General features: G+C 61.6%; 19 protein-coding genes. 12 read left to right on the forward strand and 7 right to left on the reverse strand.

The window, feature by feature from the left end; translation table 11 throughout:
* Positions 1 to 12: 12 nt before the first annotated feature.
* Together mobA and FHT87_RS19910 are read right to left on the reverse strand one after the other, a co-directional pair.
* Entirely contained in the window at positions 13 to 642 is a 630-nt protein-coding gene (mobA, locus tag FHT87_RS19905) for a molybdenum cofactor guanylyltransferase MobA (protein ID WP_183804490.1), read from the reverse strand.
* A 37-nt stretch (positions 643 to 679) separates the two neighbouring features.
* Positions 680 to 1,588, reverse strand: a complete 909-nt coding sequence (locus FHT87_RS19910) for a DMT family transporter (RefSeq protein WP_183734814.1) — start codon at positions 1,586 to 1,588, stop codon at positions 680 to 682.
* Positions 1,589 to 1,899: 311 nt separating this feature from the next.
* Between FHT87_RS19910 and FHT87_RS19915 the strand changes: the two genes are divergently transcribed.
* Positions 1,900 to 4,455, forward strand: coding sequence for a methyl-accepting chemotaxis protein (locus FHT87_RS19915; protein WP_183805054.1), 2,556 nt, complete (start codon positions 1,900 to 1,902; stop codon positions 4,453 to 4,455).
* A gap of 171 nt (positions 4,456 to 4,626) precedes the next feature.
* Positions 4,627 to 4,833 carry a CsbD family protein gene (locus FHT87_RS19920; RefSeq protein WP_183734815.1) on the forward strand — a complete coding sequence of 69 codons (207 nt, stop codon included), beginning with the start codon at positions 4,627 to 4,629 and terminating at the stop codon, positions 4,831 to 4,833.
* 237 nt (positions 4,834 to 5,070) lie between these two features.
* On the opposite strand, the gene moaA is transcribed toward FHT87_RS19920, so the two are convergent.
* Positions 5,071 to 6,117 (reverse strand): GTP 3',8-cyclase MoaA, encoded by a 1,047-nt coding sequence (gene moaA / locus FHT87_RS19925; protein ID WP_183804493.1) that lies wholly within the window; start codon positions 6,115 to 6,117, stop codon positions 5,071 to 5,073.
* A 136-nt stretch (positions 6,118 to 6,253) separates the two neighbouring features.
* Here moaA and FHT87_RS19930 point away from each other — a divergent pair, with 136 nt between their 5' ends.
* Together FHT87_RS19930 and FHT87_RS19935 are read left to right on the forward strand one after the other, a co-directional pair.
* Positions 6,254 to 6,628 (forward strand): DUF971 domain-containing protein, encoded by a 375-nt coding sequence (locus FHT87_RS19930; protein WP_183735092.1) that lies wholly within the window; start codon positions 6,254 to 6,256, stop codon positions 6,626 to 6,628.
* 34 nt (positions 6,629 to 6,662) lie between these two features.
* Positions 6,663 to 7,850, forward strand: coding sequence for a low temperature requirement protein A (locus tag FHT87_RS19935; protein ID WP_183734817.1), 1,188 nt, complete (start codon positions 6,663 to 6,665; stop codon positions 7,848 to 7,850).
* 18 nt (positions 7,851 to 7,868) lie between these two features.
* On the opposite strand, the gene FHT87_RS19940 is transcribed toward FHT87_RS19935, so the two are convergent.
* Together FHT87_RS19940 and FHT87_RS19945 are read right to left on the reverse strand one after the other, a co-directional pair.
* On the reverse strand, positions 7,869 to 8,492 hold the full coding sequence (locus FHT87_RS19940) for a nuclear transport factor 2 family protein (protein ID WP_183804495.1): 624 nt from the start codon (positions 8,490 to 8,492) through the stop codon (positions 7,869 to 7,871).
* Between the two features lie 88 nt (positions 8,493 to 8,580).
* Entirely contained in the window at positions 8,581 to 9,048 is a 468-nt protein-coding gene (locus FHT87_RS19945; protein WP_183804497.1) for a MarR family transcriptional regulator, read from the reverse strand.
* 45 nt (positions 9,049 to 9,093) lie between these two features.
* Between FHT87_RS19945 and FHT87_RS19950 the strand changes: the two genes are divergently transcribed.
* Both FHT87_RS19950 and FHT87_RS19955 read left to right on the forward strand, forming a co-directional pair.
* A complete protein-coding gene (locus FHT87_RS19950; RefSeq protein ID WP_183804499.1) occupies positions 9,094 to 10,044 on the forward strand; it encodes an alpha/beta fold hydrolase in 951 nt (316 codons plus the stop codon).
* Between the two features lie 48 nt (positions 10,045 to 10,092).
* Positions 10,093 to 10,704 carry a pyridoxamine 5'-phosphate oxidase family protein gene (locus FHT87_RS19955; protein WP_183734821.1) on the forward strand — a complete coding sequence of 204 codons (612 nt, stop codon included), beginning with the start codon at positions 10,093 to 10,095 and terminating at the stop codon, positions 10,702 to 10,704.
* Between the two features lie 279 nt (positions 10,705 to 10,983).
* Here the strand turns inward: FHT87_RS19955 and FHT87_RS19960 are convergent, their stop codons facing one another.
* Entirely contained in the window at positions 10,984 to 12,537 is a 1,554-nt protein-coding gene (locus tag FHT87_RS19960; protein WP_183804501.1) for a methionine--tRNA ligase, read from the reverse strand.
* 256 nt (positions 12,538 to 12,793) lie between these two features.
* On the opposite strand from FHT87_RS19960, the gene FHT87_RS19965 reads away from it, so the two are divergent.
* Positions 12,794 to 13,183 (forward strand): GFA family protein, encoded by a 390-nt coding sequence (locus FHT87_RS19965; protein WP_183734823.1) that lies wholly within the window; start codon positions 12,794 to 12,796, stop codon positions 13,181 to 13,183.
* A 22-nt stretch (positions 13,184 to 13,205) separates the two neighbouring features.
* Here FHT87_RS19965 and FHT87_RS19970 read toward each other — a convergent pair whose 3' ends face one another.
* Complete coding sequence (locus FHT87_RS19970) at positions 13,206 to 14,360, reverse strand: ROK family transcriptional regulator (protein ID WP_183734824.1); 1,155 nt, start codon at positions 14,358 to 14,360, stop codon at positions 13,206 to 13,208.
* A gap of 191 nt (positions 14,361 to 14,551) precedes the next feature.
* On the opposite strand from FHT87_RS19970, the gene FHT87_RS19975 reads away from it, so the two are divergent.
* The 5 genes from FHT87_RS19975 to FHT87_RS19995 all read left to right on the forward strand — a co-directional run bounded on the left by FHT87_RS19975 (position 14,552) and on the right by FHT87_RS19995 (position 19,683).
* Positions 14,552 to 15,862, forward strand: coding sequence for an extracellular solute-binding protein (locus FHT87_RS19975; protein ID WP_183804503.1), 1,311 nt, complete (start codon positions 14,552 to 14,554; stop codon positions 15,860 to 15,862).
* A 62-nt stretch (positions 15,863 to 15,924) separates the two neighbouring features.
* Positions 15,925 to 16,815 carry a sugar ABC transporter permease gene (locus tag FHT87_RS19980; RefSeq protein ID WP_183734826.1) on the forward strand — a complete coding sequence of 297 codons (891 nt, stop codon included), beginning with the start codon at positions 15,925 to 15,927 and terminating at the stop codon, positions 16,813 to 16,815.
* A gap of 9 nt (positions 16,816 to 16,824) precedes the next feature.
* On the forward strand, positions 16,825 to 17,742 hold the full coding sequence (locus FHT87_RS19985; RefSeq protein ID WP_183734827.1) for an ABC transporter permease subunit: 918 nt from the start codon (positions 16,825 to 16,827) through the stop codon (positions 17,740 to 17,742).
* 1 nt (position 17,743) lies between these two features.
* Positions 17,744 to 18,841, forward strand: coding sequence for a sn-glycerol-3-phosphate ABC transporter ATP-binding protein UgpC (gene ugpC / locus FHT87_RS19990; protein WP_183804504.1), 1,098 nt, complete (start codon positions 17,744 to 17,746; stop codon positions 18,839 to 18,841).
* Between the two features lie 11 nt (positions 18,842 to 18,852).
* Positions 18,853 to 19,683 carry a glycerophosphodiester phosphodiesterase family protein gene (locus FHT87_RS19995; protein WP_183734829.1) on the forward strand — a complete coding sequence of 277 codons (831 nt, stop codon included), beginning with the start codon at positions 18,853 to 18,855 and terminating at the stop codon, positions 19,681 to 19,683.
* Positions 19,684 to 19,685: the final 2 nt, after the last annotated feature.

The following is a 19,685-nucleotide window of genomic DNA, read 5'->3' on the forward strand; positions in this document are numbered from 1 at the left end:
CACCATCTTCCTTCATGCCCTAAGGGCCTCCAGCCAGCGTTCGGCCTCCATTAGATCATCTGATGTGTTGATGTTAAAGAAAGGATCGAGAACGCTGGCGCGGGTGGGATGCAGCGGGAAGGGCACTTCCCTAACGTCATGACGCAGGAGGAAGTCACGGACGCGGCGCTTCTCGTCGGTCTTCACCCACATTTCGAGATCGGCCGCCAATGCGGTCGGCCAGAGCCCGAAGACCGGATGGCTGCGGCCTTGCGAGGCGGCGATGGCGATGCGATCCGGATGGTCGATCGCGTTCGCAAGCCGGCTGACGAGATCGGCCGGGAAAAAGGGGCAATCGACCGAGACGGTGACGACATGGGTGGCGGGCAGGCCGGCGCCATAGACCATCGCCGCATGGATGCCGGCCATCGGTCCCGCCTTGCCTTCTATACGGTCGGAGACGACCGGCAGGGCGTGGCCGGCAGCGTCATCGGCATTGATGGCGATCTGCGTGACCTGCGGCGAAAGGCGAGACAGCATGTGGTCGAGCAGGCTGCGGCCGCCCAGCGTCACGCCCGCCTTGTCGCGGCCCATGCGCGAGGAGCGCCCGCCGGCCAGCACGACGCCCGGAATGGTCGATTGGTCGAGCACGAAATCAGTCATGGCGATACCTCAGACACTGTCTCAGCCGGGCGAGCCCTTACACGGGTGAACGGGGCGCCGATTCCTGGGCGACCGGCGGCACGTGGCGCTTGGCTTCACGATAGAACGTATAGAGGCCCGACGCGATGACGATGGCGGCACCCACCAGCGTCCAGAAATCGGGCACTTCGGCGAAGAAGAAGAAGCCGAGCAGGGAGGAGAAGATCAGGCTCGTATAGCGAAAGGGCGCCACGAAGGAGATTTCGCCTGTGCGCATGGCGACGATAACCGATTGGTAACCGACGAGCACGAGCACGGAGGCGAGCAGCAGATGCGAGAGCGAGGTGACACCGACCGGCTCCCATCCGCCGAGGAAGGGGATCATCAGCGCGCCGAAGATCGCAACCGAGATCGCCGTCACCGTCGTGATCATCAGCGAGGGGATATCCTTGCTGATGCTGCGGGTGGCAAGATCGCGGCCGGCCGTGACGGCGACGCTGGCGACGCAGAGCAGCGCGGCGGCGGTAAAACCTTCCGGGCCGGGGCGGATGATGATCATGACGCCGACGAGGCCGACGAGGATCGCCATCCAGCGCCGCCAGCCGACCGGCTCATGGAAGAACAGCGCCGCGCCAAAGGTGACGACCAGCGGCAGCGACTGCAGGATCGCCGAGGCATTGGCGATCGGCATCATGCCGAGCGCGGTGATGTAAGTGACGGCAGCGATGATCTCGCAGGTGATGCGCAGCGCGATGACGGGTTTGAGCATGACGCGCCAAGGCCGCAGCGCACCGAACTTCCAGGCGATCAGATAGACCAGGATGCTGGTGAAGAGGCCCCGCAGGAACATGATCTCGCCGGCATTCATATAGGCTATGACGGATTTGGAGAGTGCGTCGCTTGCGGAAAAGCCCGCCATCGCCATACTCATATAGATGGCGCCTTCGGTATTGCGTGATCGCGGCATGCTGGAGATTCCCTTACCTTGCAGGCTCTTTTAGAAGGGAAAGGCCGGCATGGGAATCGAAGGAATGTCACACCCCAGATAATTCGATGCTGCGATGCGGTACAACTTGCTGTTAAGGAAGCAAATCCTTGTGCAGGTGCGGCAAATATTAGAAATATAAGGATAATTCCCAAATCTTTCGGTTGCGGATTAAGGTTGTATCAACCGATTCAGCGAAAGATGCGGCCACTCTCCATGATGGAGGATGCCGCCGAACCATCCGGAATGATTGCGGAGTGGACGGTACCATTAGTTTCAAGGCGCCGCTCCCCATGCACTTCATCGACCGACTTCTGCAAAGCCGTCGTATCGTCACCAAGGTCCTGCTGTTCGTCATCCCGCTCGTGGTGCTAATCGCCGGTGTCGGCATCCTCGGCTACCACACGGCCAATATCCTGAACGGCCATATGACGGTGACGCGTGCGACGATCGAAAACATTTCCGATTTCGAGAACCTCCAGGCGGCGCTGCAGGAATTCGTCTCCGACCCCACGGATGCGAGCAAGGTCGATCTCGGCAAGGCGATCGATGCGCAGGAAAGCGGTGTCGTGCGGCTGAACGGTTTGTTGAAGACCGACGACCAGCACAGCCAGCTCATCGAAGTCAGCGGCCTTGCCGCCGCCATGCGCAAGCAGCAGCAGACACTGTGGGGACTGCGTCAGACCGAGGATGCAAGCGTTGCCGCCATCAACAAGACAGTGCAGGCGATCTCGGCTGCGGCTGACGAAGCCGGCGGCCAGACCGATCTCGTGCGCAAGGATTTCACCGACAAGGAAGTCTTCGCCAAGGCACTGCTTTACAATTCTGCCGCCTTCAAGTCGCTGACCGATATCATGGGCGCGATGCGCGTCGACATCCAGATGGGTTTTACGCCTGAGGAACAGATCGAGGCCGCCCAGCAGCATATAGCCCAGATCTTGAAACAGCTCGACGTCGCCAAGGCGATGGTCTCCAAGGACGGCCAGCCGCTGATCGGGCAGGTCGCAGAGACAGCCGGCAAGCTGGATGCGCTCCTGAAGGGCAGCGGCACGCCGGATGAGAAAGCCTCCGGCATGGCGCCGCTCTTGACCGGCTTCGTCAATACCGAGGGCCAGATGACGCTGCAGTCGGCCAAGAACAGCGACACGGCATCCGCCCGTTTCGTCAGCCTCGACAAGAGCATTGCCGAACAGCGCGAGCTTTTGACCTCGGTCGACCAGGTGCGCGACGGCGCCGACCGGTTGCAGGTGCATGTGAGCCAGATGTTGAGCGCCCGTGATGCAGCTTCACGTGACGTGGTTCTCGCCGACCTCAAGGCGCTGACCGAAACCGCGAAAAAGATCTCCGCGCTCGGCGCCAACGATGCCGTGATGAAAGCTTTTTCGGACAAGGTCGCCCCGGCTGCCGCATCGCTGACGTCAGGATCTGCCGACATGCTGAAGGCGGCTGCGGACTGGAAGGCTGCCCGCCAGCAGTCTTCGGAAATCCTTTCCGGCGCCATGGCCTCGCTCCGCCAGTTCGTCAGCCAGGCGCAGGAGCTCGGCAAGGAGGACAGCGAGCGTTCGGCGAATGTCTCCGTCTTCGCGATGATCCTCGGCACGCTGCTGGCGATCATCGGCGGGTTGATGCTGGTCGAGACGCTGCGCGGCCCGCTGAAGCGCGTTTCCGATATCATGACCCGGCTTGCCGATGGCGATCTCGAAGTGGCGATCGAAGGTCGCAACCGCGGCGATGAAATCGGCGATATGGTGCGCTCGGTCGCGGTCTTCCGTGATGCGGCCGTTGAGAATGTCCGCCTGGAAAAGGAAGCCGAAAGCGCACGCGCACTCTCTGCCGAGGAAGCCGGCCGCCGCGCCAGCGAACGCGCTCGCATCGAAGCCGAACAGAAGCAGGCGCTGAACGCGCTATCCGACGTGCTGCGGCAGCTCGCGGAAGGCAATCTGGAAGTCGGCATGCGCCGCGATCTCGCGACTGATTTCATCGACATGGCCGATACCTACAACCACGCCGTCGAGGCACTGCGCCAGACGCTGGCCGATGTGCGCGGCGCCACTGTCGAGATCAAGGGCGGCACGGGCAATCTTGCATCGTCTGCCGACGATCTCGCCCGCCGTACTGAACAGCAGGCGGCGGCGCTTGAAGAAAGCTCGCGGGCGCTGCGGCACCTGAGCGACGTCGTGCGCTCTACCGCCGACCGCGCCAAGCAGACGGCGCAATCCGTAGACCAGACGCAGGTTTTCGCCAGCCGCTCCGGCGAGGTCGTGGCCAAGGCAGTCGATGCGATGGGCGAAATCAACCGCTCATCCGAGAAGATCGCGACGATCATCGGCGTGATCGACGAGATCGCCTTCCAAACGAACCTGCTGGCATTGAATGCCGGCGTGGAAGCAGCACGCGCCGGCGAGGCGGGCCGCGGCTTCGCGGTCGTGGCGCAGGAAGTGCGCGAACTGGCACAGCGTTGCGCCAAGGCTGCCCGCGAAATCAAGGAGTTGATCTCGGCAAGCGCCGGCCAGGTACAGAGCGGCGTGCAACTCGTCGAGGAAACCGGTCAGGCGCTCGCCGAAATCATCGCCCATGTCGGCGGCGTGCAGCGTCTCGTCGCCGAGATTTCGGCGGCCACCGACGAACAGTCGACCGGCCTTCACGAGGTCAGCAAGGCGGTCCATGACGTCGAACTCATCACCCAGCAGAATGCGGCAATGGTGGAAGAGAACAATGCCGAAATCCAGGGCCTGCGCCAGCGCGTCGACATGCTCTCGGAAAAGGTCAACCGCTTCCGCACCGGCGACGAGGGCGAGGCGCATGACTATGGGCGTGCTGAGGGCCGCTGGGCAGGCCAGGCTGCGTAAGCCGGCTTATAAAGGATGACATTGAGAGAGCCCGTGGTGTTCGCTGAACTGACCCCCGAAAGTTGTTGTCCAACTTTCGGGGATCAGTTCATTCGCATCGCGGGCTTTTCTTTTGAACCATTAGGCAGTCCGGTCGTTTCCCGATCATGTCCAACGAAGGAGATGACCGTGATGGATTGGAACCGTGTTGAAGGCAATTGGAAGCAGATGAAGGGCAAGGTCAGGGAACAGTGGGGCAGGCTCACCGACGACGACCTCGACCAGATCAACGGCCGCCGCGAACAGCTCGAAGGCAAGCTGCAAGAGCGCTACGGTTACGAAAAGGACCGCATCCGCAGAGATGTCGATACCTGGTACGACAGCCAGACCTGGCACTGAGCCATCCGACATTTGATTCCACATCGGAAAGATTTGGCCCCGCTTCTGCGGGGCTTTTTTTGGTGGAGTGCGGAACCGGCGCAATGAACAGAACGAGCGAGGTGGTGCGCTGCGGCTCCCTCGCTCGTTTCTGACTGAGTGGGGAGATTAGGGAACGCCTTGCCAAGAGCCACGAAAGTCGCGTCGCATCTCTGCCGGCCCTTCGCATGGCTTCGGGTGCTTCGCGGGGATCCTCACTCACCCACCCGTGACACTCATATGCCGGGCCACGGCGGGCCTGTTGTGCGTGCGGTCGATGATGAAATCGTGGCCCTTGGGCTTGCGGGTGATCGCCTCGTCGATGGCCGCATGGAGCAGGCCGTCGTCTTCGGTGGCGCGCAATGCGGCGCGCAGGTCGGCGGCGTCGTTCTGGCCGAGGCACATATAGAGCGTGCCAGTGCAGGTCAGGCGCACGCGGTTGCAGCTCTCGCAGAAATTATGGGTGAGCGGCGTAATGAAGCCTAGGCGGCCGCCCGTCTCCTCGACTGTCACATAGCGGGCAGGGCCGCCGGTCTGATAGTCGATATCGGTGAGGGTGAACTGCTGCTCCAGATCGGCACGCAGCTTGGAGAGCGGCAGGTACTGGTCGGTGCGGTCTTCTTCGATCTCGCCCATCGGCATGGTTTCGATGACGGTCAAGTCCATGCCGCGGCCATGCGCGAAACGCAGCATGGCGGGCATTTCCGCCTCGTTGAAATCCTTCAGTGCCACGGCATTGAGCTTGATCTTCAGGCCGGCCTTCTGGGCGGCATCGATGCCTTCCATCACCTTGGCGAAATCGCCCCAGCGGGTGATCCTGCGGAATTTTTCCGGATCGAGCGTGTCGAGCGAGACGTTGATGCGCCGCACGCCGCAATCGTAGAGCTCCTGCGCATGGCGGGCGAGTTGAGAGCCGTTGGTGGTGATCGTCAGTTCGTCGAGGCCGGAGCCGATCTGACGGCCGAGCTGACGCACCAGGTACATGATGTTCTTGCGCACCAGCGGCTCGCCGCCGGTCAGGCGGATCTTGCGCACGCCCTTGGCGATGAAGGCGGAACAGAGCCGGTCGAGCTCTTCCAGCGTCAGCAGGTCCTTTTTCGGCAGGAAGGTCATGTTTTCCGCCATGCAATAGGTGCAGCGGAAGTCGCAGCGGTCGGTGACGGAGACGCGCAGATAGGTGACCGCCCGCCCGAAAGGGTCGATCATCGGTGCTGCATCAGCAACAAGGGGCGCGACACTGCCTATCGTTCCGACTCTGGTGTTCACGTCAATCTCCGTACTCTCGTCAATGTGGGCATATGCTATTGTGGCGTCAAGGGAAACAGGCCACGGCGCCATGCGAATTTGAGCTTGCGCTGAAAAAGATCCGCGCCTACTCCTCGCATCAGAAAAGGACATCATGATGAGCGATATCTGGCCGACCGAACTCAAGGTCTCGAAAGACCGCCAAAGGCTGGTGGTAAGCTTCAATGACGGGCAAAGCTTCCATCTTTCGGCCGAGCTCTTGCGCGTGCTGTCGCCTTCGGCCGAGGTGCAGGGGCATGGGCCGGGGCAGAAGGTCACGGTGCCGGGCAAGCGCAATGTCACCATCATCTCCGTCATACCGACCGGCAATTATGCTGTGCGCATCGGTTTCGACGATATGCACGATACCGGCATCTATACATGGACTTATCTGCGCGAACTCGGCGAACGAGGCTTCGAGCTCTTCTCGGCCTATGAGGAAGAGCTTGCGGCCAAGGGAATGAGCCGGGACGTAGCGGAAAAGCCGCGCTGATCGCAATAAAACTTAGGGGCAGACGAGGGGGCACATGACGGAAACACATAAAAAGAGCTGGCTGCGAGCCCACGGGCATACCGGCAGCAGGGTCACATTCCTGGAGCTCTTCTTCGATCTCGTTTTCGTCTTTTCCATCTCGCAATTGTCGCACGCGCTCTTTGCCCATTACACCCCGCTTGGGGCTGCCGAAGCAGCGCTGATGATGTTTGCCGTCTGGTGGGTGTGGATCTTCACCGCCTGGGTAACGAACTGGCTCGATCCGGAGCGCATGCCGGTGCGATCAATGCTGATCGTGCTGATGCTGCTCGGCCTCGTGCTCTCGGCCTCCATTCCCGAAGCCTTCGGCGAGAAGGGCCTGCTCTTCGCCTCAGCCTATGTGCTGATGCAGGTCGGCCGCTCGCTCTTCACCACCTATGCGATGCGGGCTGCGGGCCGCTCGGCCACCATCAACTTCGTGCGTATCACCACCTACCTTGCCGTTGCCGGCGTGTTCTGGATATCAGGCGGGTTTCTGGAGCATGAGGCGCGGCTGATCTGCTGGGTGATCGCGCTCTTGATCGAATATTCCGGGCCGGCACTCGGCTTTGCGGTGCCCGGTCTCGGCAAATCCAGGACGGAGGAATGGGACGTTTCCGGCGCGCATATGGCGGAGCGCTGCGCGCTCTTCATCATCATCTGCCTCGGCGAAGCGATCCTGGTGTCCGGCCGCACCTTCTCCGAAATGGAATTCTCGGTCATGACCGGGGTGGTCTTCCTGATCGGCTTCATCGGCACGGTCGCCATGTGGTGGCTTTATTTCCGCTTCGGCCATGAGCGGGCGGCGCATCGCATCGAGCATGAGGATACGCCAGGGAGCTTAGCGCGGCAGGCCTTCACCTATGCGCATATCCCGATCCTGGCAGGCATCATCGTGCATGCGGTGGCGGTGGAATTCATGTTCGAGCATCCGCATGAGACGGGCAATCTCGCCATCGCTGCCTCCGTGCTCGGCGGCTCCGGCCTCTTCCTGATCGGTAATCTCTGGTTCAAGGGCGCCACCAGCGGACGCCTGCCGCTCTCCCATCTCGCCGGCATCGTGATCCTGATCCTCTGTGCTTTCTTCGCGCCCTTCATGCAGGTCTATGTGATGGGCATTCTGGCAGCGCTGGTGCTGATCATCGTTGCGGCCTGGGAGTTTAGATCGCTGACGCGCGGGTCGGCTGGGCCAGTGCTGCATTGAAGCCGCCTGAGTGTTGAATCAGACCGCCGGGAGAAATTCCTGTGGCGTGACGAGGCCGCCTTCCAGCCAGCGCTTGCCGCGCTCATAGAGCGCCTCCACCTCGCGACCCTTAAGGCACGGCATGTCCCGCTTTACACGATAACCGATCTGCTCCTGGGTATAGGCGAGGTGTCGATATCCGGCCGGAAATCGCTGCAACACGTCCTGGTCGATTTCTGGCACTTCAGCAGGCGAAACAGGATCGATCCTGTCTTTCTCGTAGATCGGCTGCCGGATCACGATTGCCCAACGGTTGTCTCTCATTTCGAGAAAATCATAAAACCGGCCGGTGCAAACCACGTCGCAAAGGCAACCGTGAACCGACGCCCTCTGGGAAATGGTCATCTTCGTCTGCGCAACTGCCCGATGCGTTCTGATGTCGATCGAGCTGCCTCCGAGAAAATGGAGGATGCTCACCCCTTTGTCCCACCCCTCCTTACTGACGCGGATAAACTCCGTAGCTGGCCCCTGGAACCAGGTCGCCATCATCCAGCCGTCGTCATGCCATACGGTCTTGAACCGCTCCCAGTGGCCGGCGTCCCGCCAGATCGCCCAGTTTTGAAGAAGCTCGCCGATCGCAAGCTTGTCATCCCATTCCGCCATCGCCTTTTACCTCAGTTGCGTGCCGTAACCGCGAAGATCGTACCACGGCATCGGCGAGCAATTCAAAAGCCGATCCAGCAGACGCGTCTCAGTCCTCTTCCCTCAAATCCTGTAGCAACACGCCGATGATGCGCTCCATCGAATCGGCTGTTGCCATGCATTGTTCGATTGGCTCCGCAGAGAGGGTGCGCTCGATAAGGGCCGTCTGGACGGCCATGGCCTCCTCGGTCAGCTTGCGACCCTCCGGCGTAAGGTGCAGGCGTAGTACCCGTTTGTCGCGTTCGTCGTCGCGGCGGATGATCAGGCCGCGCTTTTCCATCTGCGGCAGGAGCATGCTCATGTTCGAGCGGCCGACCAATAGTTTCCTTGCCAGTTCCTGCTGCGAAATGCCTTCGAAGCGGTAGAGATTGACGAGAATATCGAGATGCGGCGGCTTGATATCCAGATCGGATAACGCGCGCGCCAAGGATTGCTGCATGAGCTGGCAGGCGCGAGCCACCGCGATCCAGCTTCTAAAACGCGGATGATCCCAGGGGAGGGATTGATTTTTGTTCATCGTTGTACTTTATTGTTCAGTGTTGAACATTATCGGATTCCCATCATGGCAAACTTTGCGCTTGAGGTCACCCGCCTGGGATTTTCGCTCATGCAATCCGTTTCACCGCGCCTTGCCGGCGAGGCGGCCTTCCGGCTGTTCTGCCGCACCCCATCCGCCAGGCCCAAGGGCGAGAAGGCGAGGGCCGCGCATGCGGCAGGTATCGCCAAGCTTGCCGATGCGGAACGGTTCCTGCTGCGCGTCGAGGGCAGGCGGGCGCATGTCTACCGGCTGAATGGCGGAGCGCTCGGCCGGCGCAAGCGTTATCTCGTCACCCATGGGTGGGGCTCCGGCATGGCCTACATGGCCGATCTCGTGACGATGCTGGCGGCTACGGGTGCGGAAGTGATTGCGCTCGATTTTCCGGGCCACGGGCGATCGGGTGGGCGCTTCCTGCATATGGCGCTGGCCGTGAAGGCGATTGCCGCAGCCGAGGCGCGCTTCGGCCGTTTCGATGCGGTCATCGGCCATTCCTTCGGTGGCGCGGCGCTGATGGTTTCGGCCCTGGCCATGCTGCCGGATGTGAAGCCCGTCTCGGCTGAACGTTTGGTACTGATCGGCTCGCCCAGTGAAATGCAGTGGCTGTTTACCGATTTCGGCCGGATGCTGCGGCTGAAACCGGCGGCACAGGCCGCACTTGAGGACGTCGTGCATCGCATCACCGGTCGGAGACTTGAGGATTTTGACGCGGGCAAACGAGCCAATCACGTCGGCAAGCCGGTGCTCGTCATCCATGCCGAGGACGACAAGGAAGTGAGTGCTGCCCATGCGCGTCGTTATGCGGCTTCGGGCGGGCATGTGCGGCTCTCCTGGGCCAACGGTTTCGGCCACCGGCGCATCATGTCGGCCGGTCCGGTGCTGAGCGAAGTCGCGGCTTTCCTCGCGGAAGAAGACATCAAAAAAGATGCTGAGATCATTCCGATTTTTGAGCTTCCGGCGCGTCGCGCATCGGTGTAGCGTCCGCCCGGCCGCAGGTCAGACGGCCGGCACTATGGCGGGATATCCATGAAAATCATCGGCAGTATCGAGGAGCTCAACGAAATCTATGGCGCGGGGCTGTCGCAGGCCTCCGTCGACAAGGTGACGAAGGAACTGACGCCGCTCTACCGGGGCATGATCGAGATGTCGCCCTTCGTGGCGCTTGCGACCGTCGGCCCGGAAGGGCTCGACTGCTCGCCGCGTGGCGATCTCGGCGGCGTGGTGCGCATTATCGACGACAGGACGCTGCATCTGCCCGACTGGCGCGGCAACAACCGCGTCGATTCGCTTTCCAACATCGTGCGCGATCCGCGCCTGTCGCTGATGTTTCTCATTCCGGGCTCCAACACGGTCATGCGCATCAACGGCCGCGGCGTCGTCTCCAATGACGAGGCGCTGCTTGCGAGTTTCGAGATGGACGGCAAACACCCGCGCACGGTCACCGTCATCAGTATCGTCGAGGTCTATTTCCAGTGCGCCCGCGCGGTGATGCGCGCCGAGCTGTGGAATGCCGACCACTTCGTCGATCCGGCCAGCCTGCCGACGCCCGGCCAGATGCTGAAGGATGCGGTCGGCGATTTCGACCACGAGACCTACGACCGCGAATGGCCGGCGCGCGCTGCCAAGACGATGTGGTGAGGTGAGGGTGCGCATCATCCGGTGTGACATAGATTAAAAGACCCCTCCCCACAAAGGGGAGGGGCTTAACCTGCCGCGCCTGACTACTTCCGGATCTTTAAGGTCCCGGGTGGGGCGAAGCGGTGCCCCAGGTTAGTCCCTCCCCCTTGTGGGGAGGGGTTTTGACAACGTCCAAACCGGCTACATACTTGACACTATAGACCGGGGACGTGCCGGACAGCCACTCATCTCCATGTCCTCGGACAGGCCCGACGTGTCCAAGAGATGCAGGAGACGATGTCAGGCCACCACTCTCCTCGGAAACAGCACAGCATTCGACGCCGTCCTGAGGCCATCGACGACAAGCGGCGCCTCATAAACTCGAGGCACCTCGATCCCCAGCCTTCCGTGCAGCGCCGCAGCCGAGCGGGGCAGGAAGGGCAGGAGGCAGCGAGCGACGACCGCCAGCCCATAGACCTGCTCGGCAAGGCAAGCGCCGAGACGTTCGGCGGTTGCCTGTCGCTCCGCGGGCGTGAGATCGCCCAGCAGCGCCTTCGCATCCGCCCATGGTACGCGTTTGGCAAAGCGCCTGTTTGCCTCGCCGATAAAGGCGAAGATATCGGCAAGGCCGACATGCAGCTCATAGGCATCGAAAGCTTCAGCGATCTTCCCGGGAAGACGAGCTGCCTCCTGCACGAAATCGCTGTCCTGCAGCGGCGGAACGATCCCGCCAAAGGAACTCGCGAGAAGCGCCAGTACCCGGTTGGCGAGATTGCCGAGCTGGCCGCCGAGCTCTCCTGTCCAGGCGGCTTCGAGACGCCCGCCGGAGAAGTCGCCATCGTCGCCCGAGCGGATATGCCGGAGCAGATAGTAGCGCAGCGCATCCGGCGTGCCGTAGGCATCGATGATGCTATCCGGATCGATACCGTTGCCTGCCGATTTGCCGATCTTCCTGCCATCGACCGTGACATAACCATGCACCGATATCGATGACGGCGGCGGCAAGCCGGCCGAGAGCAGGATCGCCGGCCAATAGATGGCATGGAATTTCGAGATGCCCTTGCCGACGACGTGGATGCGTTCGCCGCCGCCGGTCCAGTAGCGCTTGAAGAGCGTCTGATCGGTGCCGTAGCCGAGCCCCGTCAGATAGTTCGCGAGCGCGTCGAACCAGACATAGACCACCTCATCTCCATCAGAGACGGGAACGCCCCAGCCGCGCGCCCGCTCGGCGCTGCGTGAGACGCTGATATCCTCAAGGCCCCGCCGCAGAAGGGCCAGCACCTCGTTGCGCCGGTGCGCAGGAACGATCGTGAGTTCGCCGCTGTCGATGAGCTGCAGGATCCGGTCACCATGGGGGGACAGGCGGAAGAACCAGTTCTCCTCTTTGACAGGTTCGAGGGGGACGCCATGTTCCGGGCATCGGCCGTCAACGAGTTCTGCGGCCTCGTAGAATTGCTCACAGCCGACGCAATAGAGGCCTTCATAGGCCTTGCGATAGAGGTCTCCATTGTCGGCGCAGGCGTTCCACAAGGCGTGTACGCAAGCGAGATGGCGCGGGTCGCGGGAGGTGCGCACGAATTCGTCGTTGGAAATGTCGAGCCGCGTGCCGAGGCGCTCGAACCTATCGGCATTGGCGCTGACGAAATCCGCCACGGGCAGGCCTGCGGCTTCCGCCGATCGGACATTCTTCAGGCTGTTGTCATCGGTTCCGCACTGGAAGCGGACATTGCGGCCAAGCAGGCGGAAATGGCGCGCATAAGCGTCGGCCTGCACGAGTTCCAGCGCAAAGCCCACATGCGGGGCGGCGTTCACATAGGGGATAGAGGCGGTGATATAGGTGTCCGGCTTGTTCATCGGTTGATCCTTTCGAGGCTGTTTGCCCGCGAGACGGATCGACCCATGAAAAGACCGCCTCGGGGGCGGTCGCTGGTGCATTATGGACGCACGAAACCCGCCACGCTATGAGCGCGGCATCATCATCACTGACGTGTTGATCACGGTTCTGTCCATGCGGAATTGGTAACACCTGGAGCCGCATCCGACAAGCGGGCTGCTTTCAGCGCAATATCGGCTATTCTCGGCGGCCTGATGCGATTGCGCGGAGGAAGCGATGGCGATTGAAAGCGTGAGGACGGGCGGCTGTGCGTGTGGCGCAGTCCGGTATGAAGTCGAAGGCGAGCCGTACCAATCCGGGCTCTGCCACTGCACCAAGTGCCGGAAACTGACCGGCTCGATCTTTTCGGCGACGGCGAACTGGCGCCGCTCGAAGTTCCAGATGGACGGCGAGATCAGCATCTACGACAAGCGATCCTTTTGCCCGATCTGCGGTTCGCGGCTGTTCTTCATGTTCGAGGATGCGGTGGAAGTCTTCCTCGGAACGCTGGATCCGGCGCCTGTTAATATCAGGCCGATGGTCGAAGTCTGGACTGTCAGGCGCGAGTCCTGGCTGCCGCCGATCCCGAACGTCCGGCTTTACGACGAAAACGAACACGCGCCGTAAATTCGGAACGCGCCCATAGTCGTCAATAAAACGTCGATTTGAAGGGAACGATCGCCGAGCCCATGGCGGCGGCGTCGCCTGATATCTCTGACACGATGAGCTTGGGGTGCGGGCGAGGTACGCCGTAGCGCGGGCGGCCGAAAAGTTCGGTGCGTTCGCTCAGCATCTGTGCCAGTCCCGGCGGCACCTGGCCGCCGAAAACGATTGCCTGTGGGTCGTAGATCGCCCAGATGGCGTTGACGAGACGGTTGTAGGCGGGCGTGACCTCCTCGACCCATTCCGCTACACCCGGCCATTTCGGATCGAAATGTTTGCGCAGATAAGGGATCGACGGCACGTCGACATTGTGGCGCTTGAGCTTCTCCAGGAGCAACTGCAGGGCCGGGCGGCGCAGCGTCTCCTCGTCGTCATACATGCCGGAGAATTCGCCGGCATTTCCATTGCCGCCGGCTAGAAGTTCGCCGTCGTTGATCAGGCCGCCACCAAAGCCGTAGTTGAAGCTGAGATAGGCGAAGTGCTTGACGAAGCGGCCGCAGCCGAACATCGCCTCGGCGACCGCGCCGGCGCTGCCGCCATTCAGCAGCCAGACGGGCTTTTTGAAGAGATCGCTCAGCAGCGGCCCGAGCTCGATCAGCGACCATTCATGCAGCGGCATCGAGGCATTGTATTTTGTCCCCGATATCAGAGCGCCGGCAATGCCGAAGCCGATACCGAAGAAGGTCTCGTCATCGAGGCCGTTCAACTGCTGCAGTTCGGCAATGCGTTCGCGCACGCGATCCAGCGCCTGGTTCATGCCCAGCTCCCTCAGCGAGATGTCGCTTTCGCCGAGCACATTGCCTGACAGGTCCACCAGGCAGATGTCGACCACGTCGGAATTGACGGAAATGCCGACCGAATAGGCGTGGCGGCCGTTAAGGCTGAGCATGGGGCTCGGCTGGCCGCGGCCGAGGCCGGGCTTGGGAGACCCCAGCGAAACGATGCCGCGCTCGACGAGCTGGTCGATGATGCGATGGACCGACTGCTGTGTGAGATCCGTATGGCCGGTGATCTCGGATCGTGACAGGCCGGGATTGCGCCAGATGAGTTTCAGCAGGCTGCGCTCATTCGAGGAGACGACGATTTCTTCGCCCGGACGCCGGAAGCGGGAGGCGATCAACGGTTCTGGAGAATAAGCCACGACCCACCTCGAATATACTACAAAAGTGTAACACTGAAACCGACGGCAACCGCTGGTGACTGCATACCGGGCTTCTCTAGTCCAATCAAGCCAGATCTCGTCATCCATTTGTTACACACAAAGTGTATTAACCCGGCCGTTCACGATCCGGACACCGATCCGGCGGGTCTCACATTTCAGGCGAGGGCAAAATGAAGATTTCCATTCTGGTGGCTGCGGCCGCCCTGCTGACGGCTGCGTGTTCTTCTGCTCAGGCAGCCAATTTCGAATTCTGGTATGGCAATACGGGAAGCGTCGAAAAGGCGATCCTGGCGCAATGCGACGCCTTCAATGCGTCGCAATCGGCCAATCACGTCACCTGCGTCGGGCAGGGCAGCTATGAAGTGTCCATGCAGAAGGCAATTGCCGCCTACCGCTCCAACAAGCATCCGGTGCTGATCCAGTTCTTCGATGCCGGCACGCTCGACCTCTTGCTGTCGGACGCCGTCGTTCCGGTTCAGGACGTGCTGCCGGATGTCGACTGGAACAATTACATCAAGGGCGCGCGCTCCTATTACGAAACCTCCGGCGGCAAGCTCTATTCGCAGCCCTATAATGCCTCGACGCTGCTTTTCTACGTCAACAAGACGGAGCTTGAAAAAGCCGGCTTTACCGAGATGCCGAAGACCTGGGAAGACATCATCGAGGCCGCCCGCAAGCTGAAGGCTGCCGGCCATGAATGCCCCTATGTCACCAATGGCGAGCCCTGGTCGATGTTCGAGCAGTTCTCCGCCCGTCATGGCCTGCCGATCGCTTCCGAACATAACGGCTATGATGGCCTGAACGCCGAATATGTCTTCAACTCCACCTTCGTTGCCAAACATCTGCAAAACCTGGTCGACTGGCGCAAGGAAGGCCTGGTGAAGATCGCCAGCGACACCAAGGCCGGCAACTACACCGCCGCCTTCAATTCCGGCGAATGCGCCATGATGGAAAACTCCTCCGGCTCCTATACGGACTCGGCAAAGGCCTTCGAGGGCAAGTACGAACTCTCGGTCGGCCTGACGCCGATGTACAAGAGTTATGAGCGCCACAACACTTTCGTCGGCGGCGCTTCCATCTACATCATGAAGGGCCATGAGCAGGCCGAGATTGACGGCGCCAAGGCCTTTCTCGATTTCCTGCGCAAGCCCGAACAGCAGATGTTCATGACGGCATCCACCGGCTACGTGCCCGTCACCACCGACGTACTCGATGCAATCGCCAAGAGCGGTGACGCCGGTTCGCGCAAATACGCGACGGCCGCCGTCGGTATCGAATCCATGAACGAGCCGGGCACAGCAGATACGCGCGGCATCCGCCTCGGCTTCTATGTGCAGTTCCGCTCGGTGCTGATGGAAGAGACCCAGAAGGCATTCGCAGGAACTGAGACCATGCAGGTGGCGCTCGATAACGCCAAGAAGCGTGGCGACGAGCTGCTGCGCCGCTTCGAGCAGACCTACAAGACGGCAAAGTTGCCCTGATCCATGTCAGGTGCGGCGCTCTGCCTGCGCCGCACCTGCCTTTCTCGAAATGGACATGCGTGATGTCGTCGGAATCCTCGCTTTTCAGCCATCGCTGGCTGCCGCTTTTGCTGGCCGCCCCCTTGCTGCTCTTGATCCTCATCTTCTTCTATGCGCCGATCATTCAGGCCTTCTACTGGTCCTTTTTCCTGGAAAGGCCCTTCGGTGGCGGGTCGGAATTCGTCGGCTGGGATAATTTCCGCCGCGTGCTGTCGGATCCGGAATTCTGGAATGCCGGCTGGCGCACCGTCATCTTCATGGTGGTCGCCTCGTCGCTCGCGGTCGCTCTGCCGCTGATCCTGGCGGTGGCCGCCGACCGGAAGATCCGCCTGTCGCTGACGGCGCGCAACGTGCTGGTCTGGCCGAAGGGTGTGGCAGGCGCCTCGATCGGCGTCGTCTTCGCCTTCGTCTTCAATCCCTTCGTCGGTGTTCTGGCGCCGATCAACCATGTCTTTCCAGGCGCCTGGGCGCCGGGCCTCGATGGAACGGATGCCTTCATCACACTCATCGTCGCGCATGTCTGGGGCGGCATTCCCTTCAATTTCGTCATCCTGCTCGCCGGCCTGCAGTCTATTCCGCGCACCATGTTCCAGGCGGCGGCGATGGATGGTGCTGGACCTTGGCGGCGGATCTTCGATGTGCAGCTGCCGCTGATCATGCCGCAGCTTTTCCTGACGCTGGTGCTGGAATTTACCGAAAGCGTCACATCCGCCTTCGCGCTGATCGATACGATCACCAAGGGCGGGCCGGGCGGCTCCACAAACCTGCTGGTCTACAAGATCTATACCGATGGCTTCAGCGGATACGACCTGTCAGGCGCCTCCACCCAGACGGCCATCCTGATGGTCTTCGTCGTCCTTCTCACCGCTGCGCAATTCCTGCTTCTCGGCCGCAGCGTCAACTACGAACGGTAGGAGAGAGCCATGATCGAAAACGCTCGCTCGCTCAATTTCGCCGCCAGCGCCATTCTGGCTGTCGGCATCGTCTTCATTCTCGGGCCGCTCTACCTGACGCTCGCCAATGCATCGCAACCCCACGAATTGCTGCTGCGCAACGGGCTTGCCTGGTATCCGGGCGACCAGTTCATCGCCAATGTTATGCGCGTCTTTACCGAGACCCGTATCCCGATCCAGATGCTGAACAGCATGCTGGTCGCTCTCTACGATGCGTTCTTCACCTGCGCGCTGTCGTTCCTGACAGCCTATGCGCTCGTCTATTTCCGCATCCGCTGGGCAGGAATCGCTTTCGCCGTGATCCTGGCGACGATCATGCTGCCGATCGATATCCGCGTCATCACCACCTATCAGGTGGCGGCGAACATCTTTTCACCGCTGAATACGCTGCTTGATCTGACCGGCGCCAATGCGTTGATCGAAAGCCTGTTCGGTGCGCCGGTTCATCTCGAACTCAGCGTGCTCGACACGCATTTCGGCCTCGTGGCGCCACTGGTTGCGCATGGCACCGGCACCTTCCTGTTCCGGCAGTTCTTCCGCACGCTGCCATCGGATCTCTTCAAGGCGGCGCGCATGGATGGGGCAGGGCCGATCCGCTTCCTCTTCCATATCCTGTTGCCGATCTCGCGCAGCAGTTTTGCAGCCCTCTTCGTGCTGACCTTCCTCAGCGGTTGGACGCAGTATCTCTGGCCACTGGTTGCCGCCTCCAAGCCCGAGATGACGACGGCGGTCGTCGGCCTCGCACGGCTTGTGCCCGACATGGAAGGCGAAGTTCCGGACTTCCCGATGCTCATGGCCGGTGTCGTGGTCGTCTCGCTCATTCCCCTTGTCATGATTGCGCTTTTGCAGCGCTACCTCGTGCAGGGCCTTGTTCTTTCGGAGAAATGACGTGAACGCCATCGATACCGCCATCCGCACCGCTGCCACCAACATCACGCTTGCAGGCGTCACCAAGGCATATGACACGAGATCGACCGTCATCCCGCCGCTCGATGTCGAGCTTCGCGCCGGCGAATTCACCGTCGTGCTCGGCCCATCCGGTTGCGGGAAATCCACGCTGCTGCAGATGATCGCTGGGCTCGAGGCCGTCAGCGGCGGCAAGATCCTGTTCGGCAATCGCGAGGTGCAGGGCCTGGAGCCGAAGCAGCGCGGCTGCGCCATGGTCTTCCAGAATTACGCGCTCTATCCGCATATGACCGTATTCCAGAACATGGCCTACAGCCTGCGGGTCGCCGGTCTGCCCAAGGCCGAGCGCCAGCAGCGGGTCGGCGCGGTCGCCGACATGCTCGGGCTTGCCGCCTATCTCGACCGCAAGCCGGGACAGCTCTCGGGCGGCCAGCGCCAGCGCGTGGCGATCGGCCGGGCGATCGTGCGCGAGCCCGGCGTGCTGCTCTTCGATGAGCCGCTTTCCAATCTCGATGCGCAGCTTCGCCACGACATGCGCGTCGAGCTCGCCGATCTGCACCGGCGCATCGGGGCGACGACCGTTTTCGTGACCCATGACCAGGTCGAGGCGATGACGCTCGCCGACCGGATCCTCATCCTCAACAGGGGCAGCATCGAGCAGTTCGATACGCCGAAGGCGATCTATCATCGCCCGGCTTCGGTCTTCGTCGCGAAATTCATCGGCGCGCCGCCGATGAATATCCTGCCGGTGACATCAGACGGTTCGGCGCTGCGTCTGGCAGACGGGCAGGCGGTTTCTGAATACCACAAAGCTGGCAATTTCCAGCTCGGCATTCGCCCCGAGGATATCGCAATCGAAGCGGGTGGCGCGATCAAAGGCCGGCTGCGGCATCTCGAGGATCTCGGCTCGCATGCGGTACTGGCTGCCGATCTCGCCGGCACCTCCATCCGCATCGCCACACCCTTCGGCGCCGATACCCATCACGCCACCGAGCTTTCTTTCACCTTCCCACGATCCCGGTTGCACCTGTTTGACGGCGAAACGGGGCGCGCCATTCCGGATGCATTCGCCGAGCATTGAAAGATCCCTCCATGAACTACACTGACTATGTGCGCGCGCCCCAAAGGGACTGTGCGGTCGTGGCGCATCGCGGCATCTGGCGCGATGCGCCCGAAAACAGCCTTGCTGCCATCGAAGCGGCGATCCGCGCGGGCTGCGATGTCGTCGAGATCGACGTGCGCCGCAGCGCCGATGGCGGGCTGTTCCTGCTGCATGACAAGACGCTTCAGCGCATGGCCGGCATCGACGCGGTGCCGGAGGCGCTGAGTTCCGAGCGCCTCGCGAGCCTCACGCTGAAAAACCGCGATGGCGGCGAAGGCAATGAGATGACCGGCGAGAAACTGGCGAGCCTGCGAGAGCTTTTCGATCTCACCCGCAACCGCATCTTCCTGCATCTCGATGTCAAGGATCGGGCCGTCATCCCCGAGGTCATCGCCTGTGCCCGCGACCTTGATGTCGAGGCGCAGGTGGATATCTGGGGCAGTCTTCGCACTGCAGAGGATCTTGCCTGGGTGCGCGAGACAGTCATGCCTCACGGCATGTTGTTCATGGCGAAGTCACGGATCGGCGCTACGCATGCGGCAGCCGAGCTGGATCTCCTGTTCCGACTCGCGCCGCCCGTTTGCGAAGTCTGCTTCGACCATATCGACGATATCTCGGCTCTCCATACCCGTATCGGCGAGACGGGCATGAAGCTATGGGCCAATACGCTCGATTCCGTCGCCTTTGCCGGCTTCACCGATGCGGCCGCCATTGCGGATCCTGACGCCATCTGGGGCCGGCTTATCGAGGCCGGCATCTCGCTTATCCAGACCGATGAACCGGTCGCACTGAAATCATACCTCGCCGGCCGTCGCGGCTGACA

The sequence above is a fragment of the Rhizobium sp. BK316 genome, from assembly GCF_014193695.1.
Taxonomy (GTDB): domain Bacteria; phylum Pseudomonadota; class Alphaproteobacteria; order Rhizobiales; family Rhizobiaceae; genus Rhizobium.

Excerpts from the sequence above, each read along its gene's own strand:
- FHT87_RS19995 (WP_183734829.1), top strand. The coding sequence starts at position 18,853 with ATGAACTACACTGACTATGTGCGCGCGCCCCAAAGGGACTGTGCGGTC.
- FHT87_RS19980 (WP_183734826.1), top strand. The coding sequence starts at position 15,925 with ATGTCGTCGGAATCCTCGCTTTTCAGCCATCGCTGGCTGCCGCTTTTG.
- FHT87_RS19985 (WP_183734827.1), top strand. The coding sequence starts at position 16,825 with ATGATCGAAAACGCTCGCTCGCTCAATTTCGCCGCCAGCGCCATTCTG.
- FHT87_RS19940 (WP_183804495.1), bottom strand. The coding sequence starts at position 8,492 with ATGGCGGAATGGGATGACAAGCTTGCGATCGGCGAGCTTCTTCAAAAC.
- mobA (WP_183804490.1), bottom strand. The coding sequence starts at position 642 with ATGACTGATTTCGTGCTCGACCAATCGACCATTCCGGGCGTCGTGCTG.
- FHT87_RS19950 (WP_183804499.1), top strand. The coding sequence starts at position 9,094 with ATGGCAAACTTTGCGCTTGAGGTCACCCGCCTGGGATTTTCGCTCATG.
- FHT87_RS19930 (WP_183735092.1), top strand. The coding sequence starts at position 6,254 with ATGAGCGATATCTGGCCGACCGAACTCAAGGTCTCGAAAGACCGCCAA.
- FHT87_RS19935 (WP_183734817.1), top strand. The coding sequence starts at position 6,663 with ATGACGGAAACACATAAAAAGAGCTGGCTGCGAGCCCACGGGCATACC.
- FHT87_RS19960 (WP_183804501.1), bottom strand. The coding sequence starts at position 12,537 with ATGAACAAGCCGGACACCTATATCACCGCCTCTATCCCCTATGTGAAC.
- FHT87_RS19910 (WP_183734814.1), bottom strand. The coding sequence starts at position 1,588 with ATGCCGCGATCACGCAATACCGAAGGCGCCATCTATATGAGTATGGCG.
- FHT87_RS19920 (WP_183734815.1), top strand. The coding sequence starts at position 4,627 with ATGGATTGGAACCGTGTTGAAGGCAATTGGAAGCAGATGAAGGGCAAG.
- FHT87_RS19945 (WP_183804497.1), bottom strand. The coding sequence starts at position 9,048 with ATGAACAAAAATCAATCCCTCCCCTGGGATCATCCGCGTTTTAGAAGC.
- FHT87_RS19915 (WP_183805054.1), top strand. The coding sequence starts at position 1,900 with ATGCACTTCATCGACCGACTTCTGCAAAGCCGTCGTATCGTCACCAAG.
- FHT87_RS19955 (WP_183734821.1), top strand. The coding sequence starts at position 10,093 with ATGAAAATCATCGGCAGTATCGAGGAGCTCAACGAAATCTATGGCGCG.
- FHT87_RS19975 (WP_183804503.1), top strand. The coding sequence starts at position 14,552 with ATGAAGATTTCCATTCTGGTGGCTGCGGCCGCCCTGCTGACGGCTGCG.
- FHT87_RS19965 (WP_183734823.1), top strand. The coding sequence starts at position 12,794 with ATGGCGATTGAAAGCGTGAGGACGGGCGGCTGTGCGTGTGGCGCAGTC.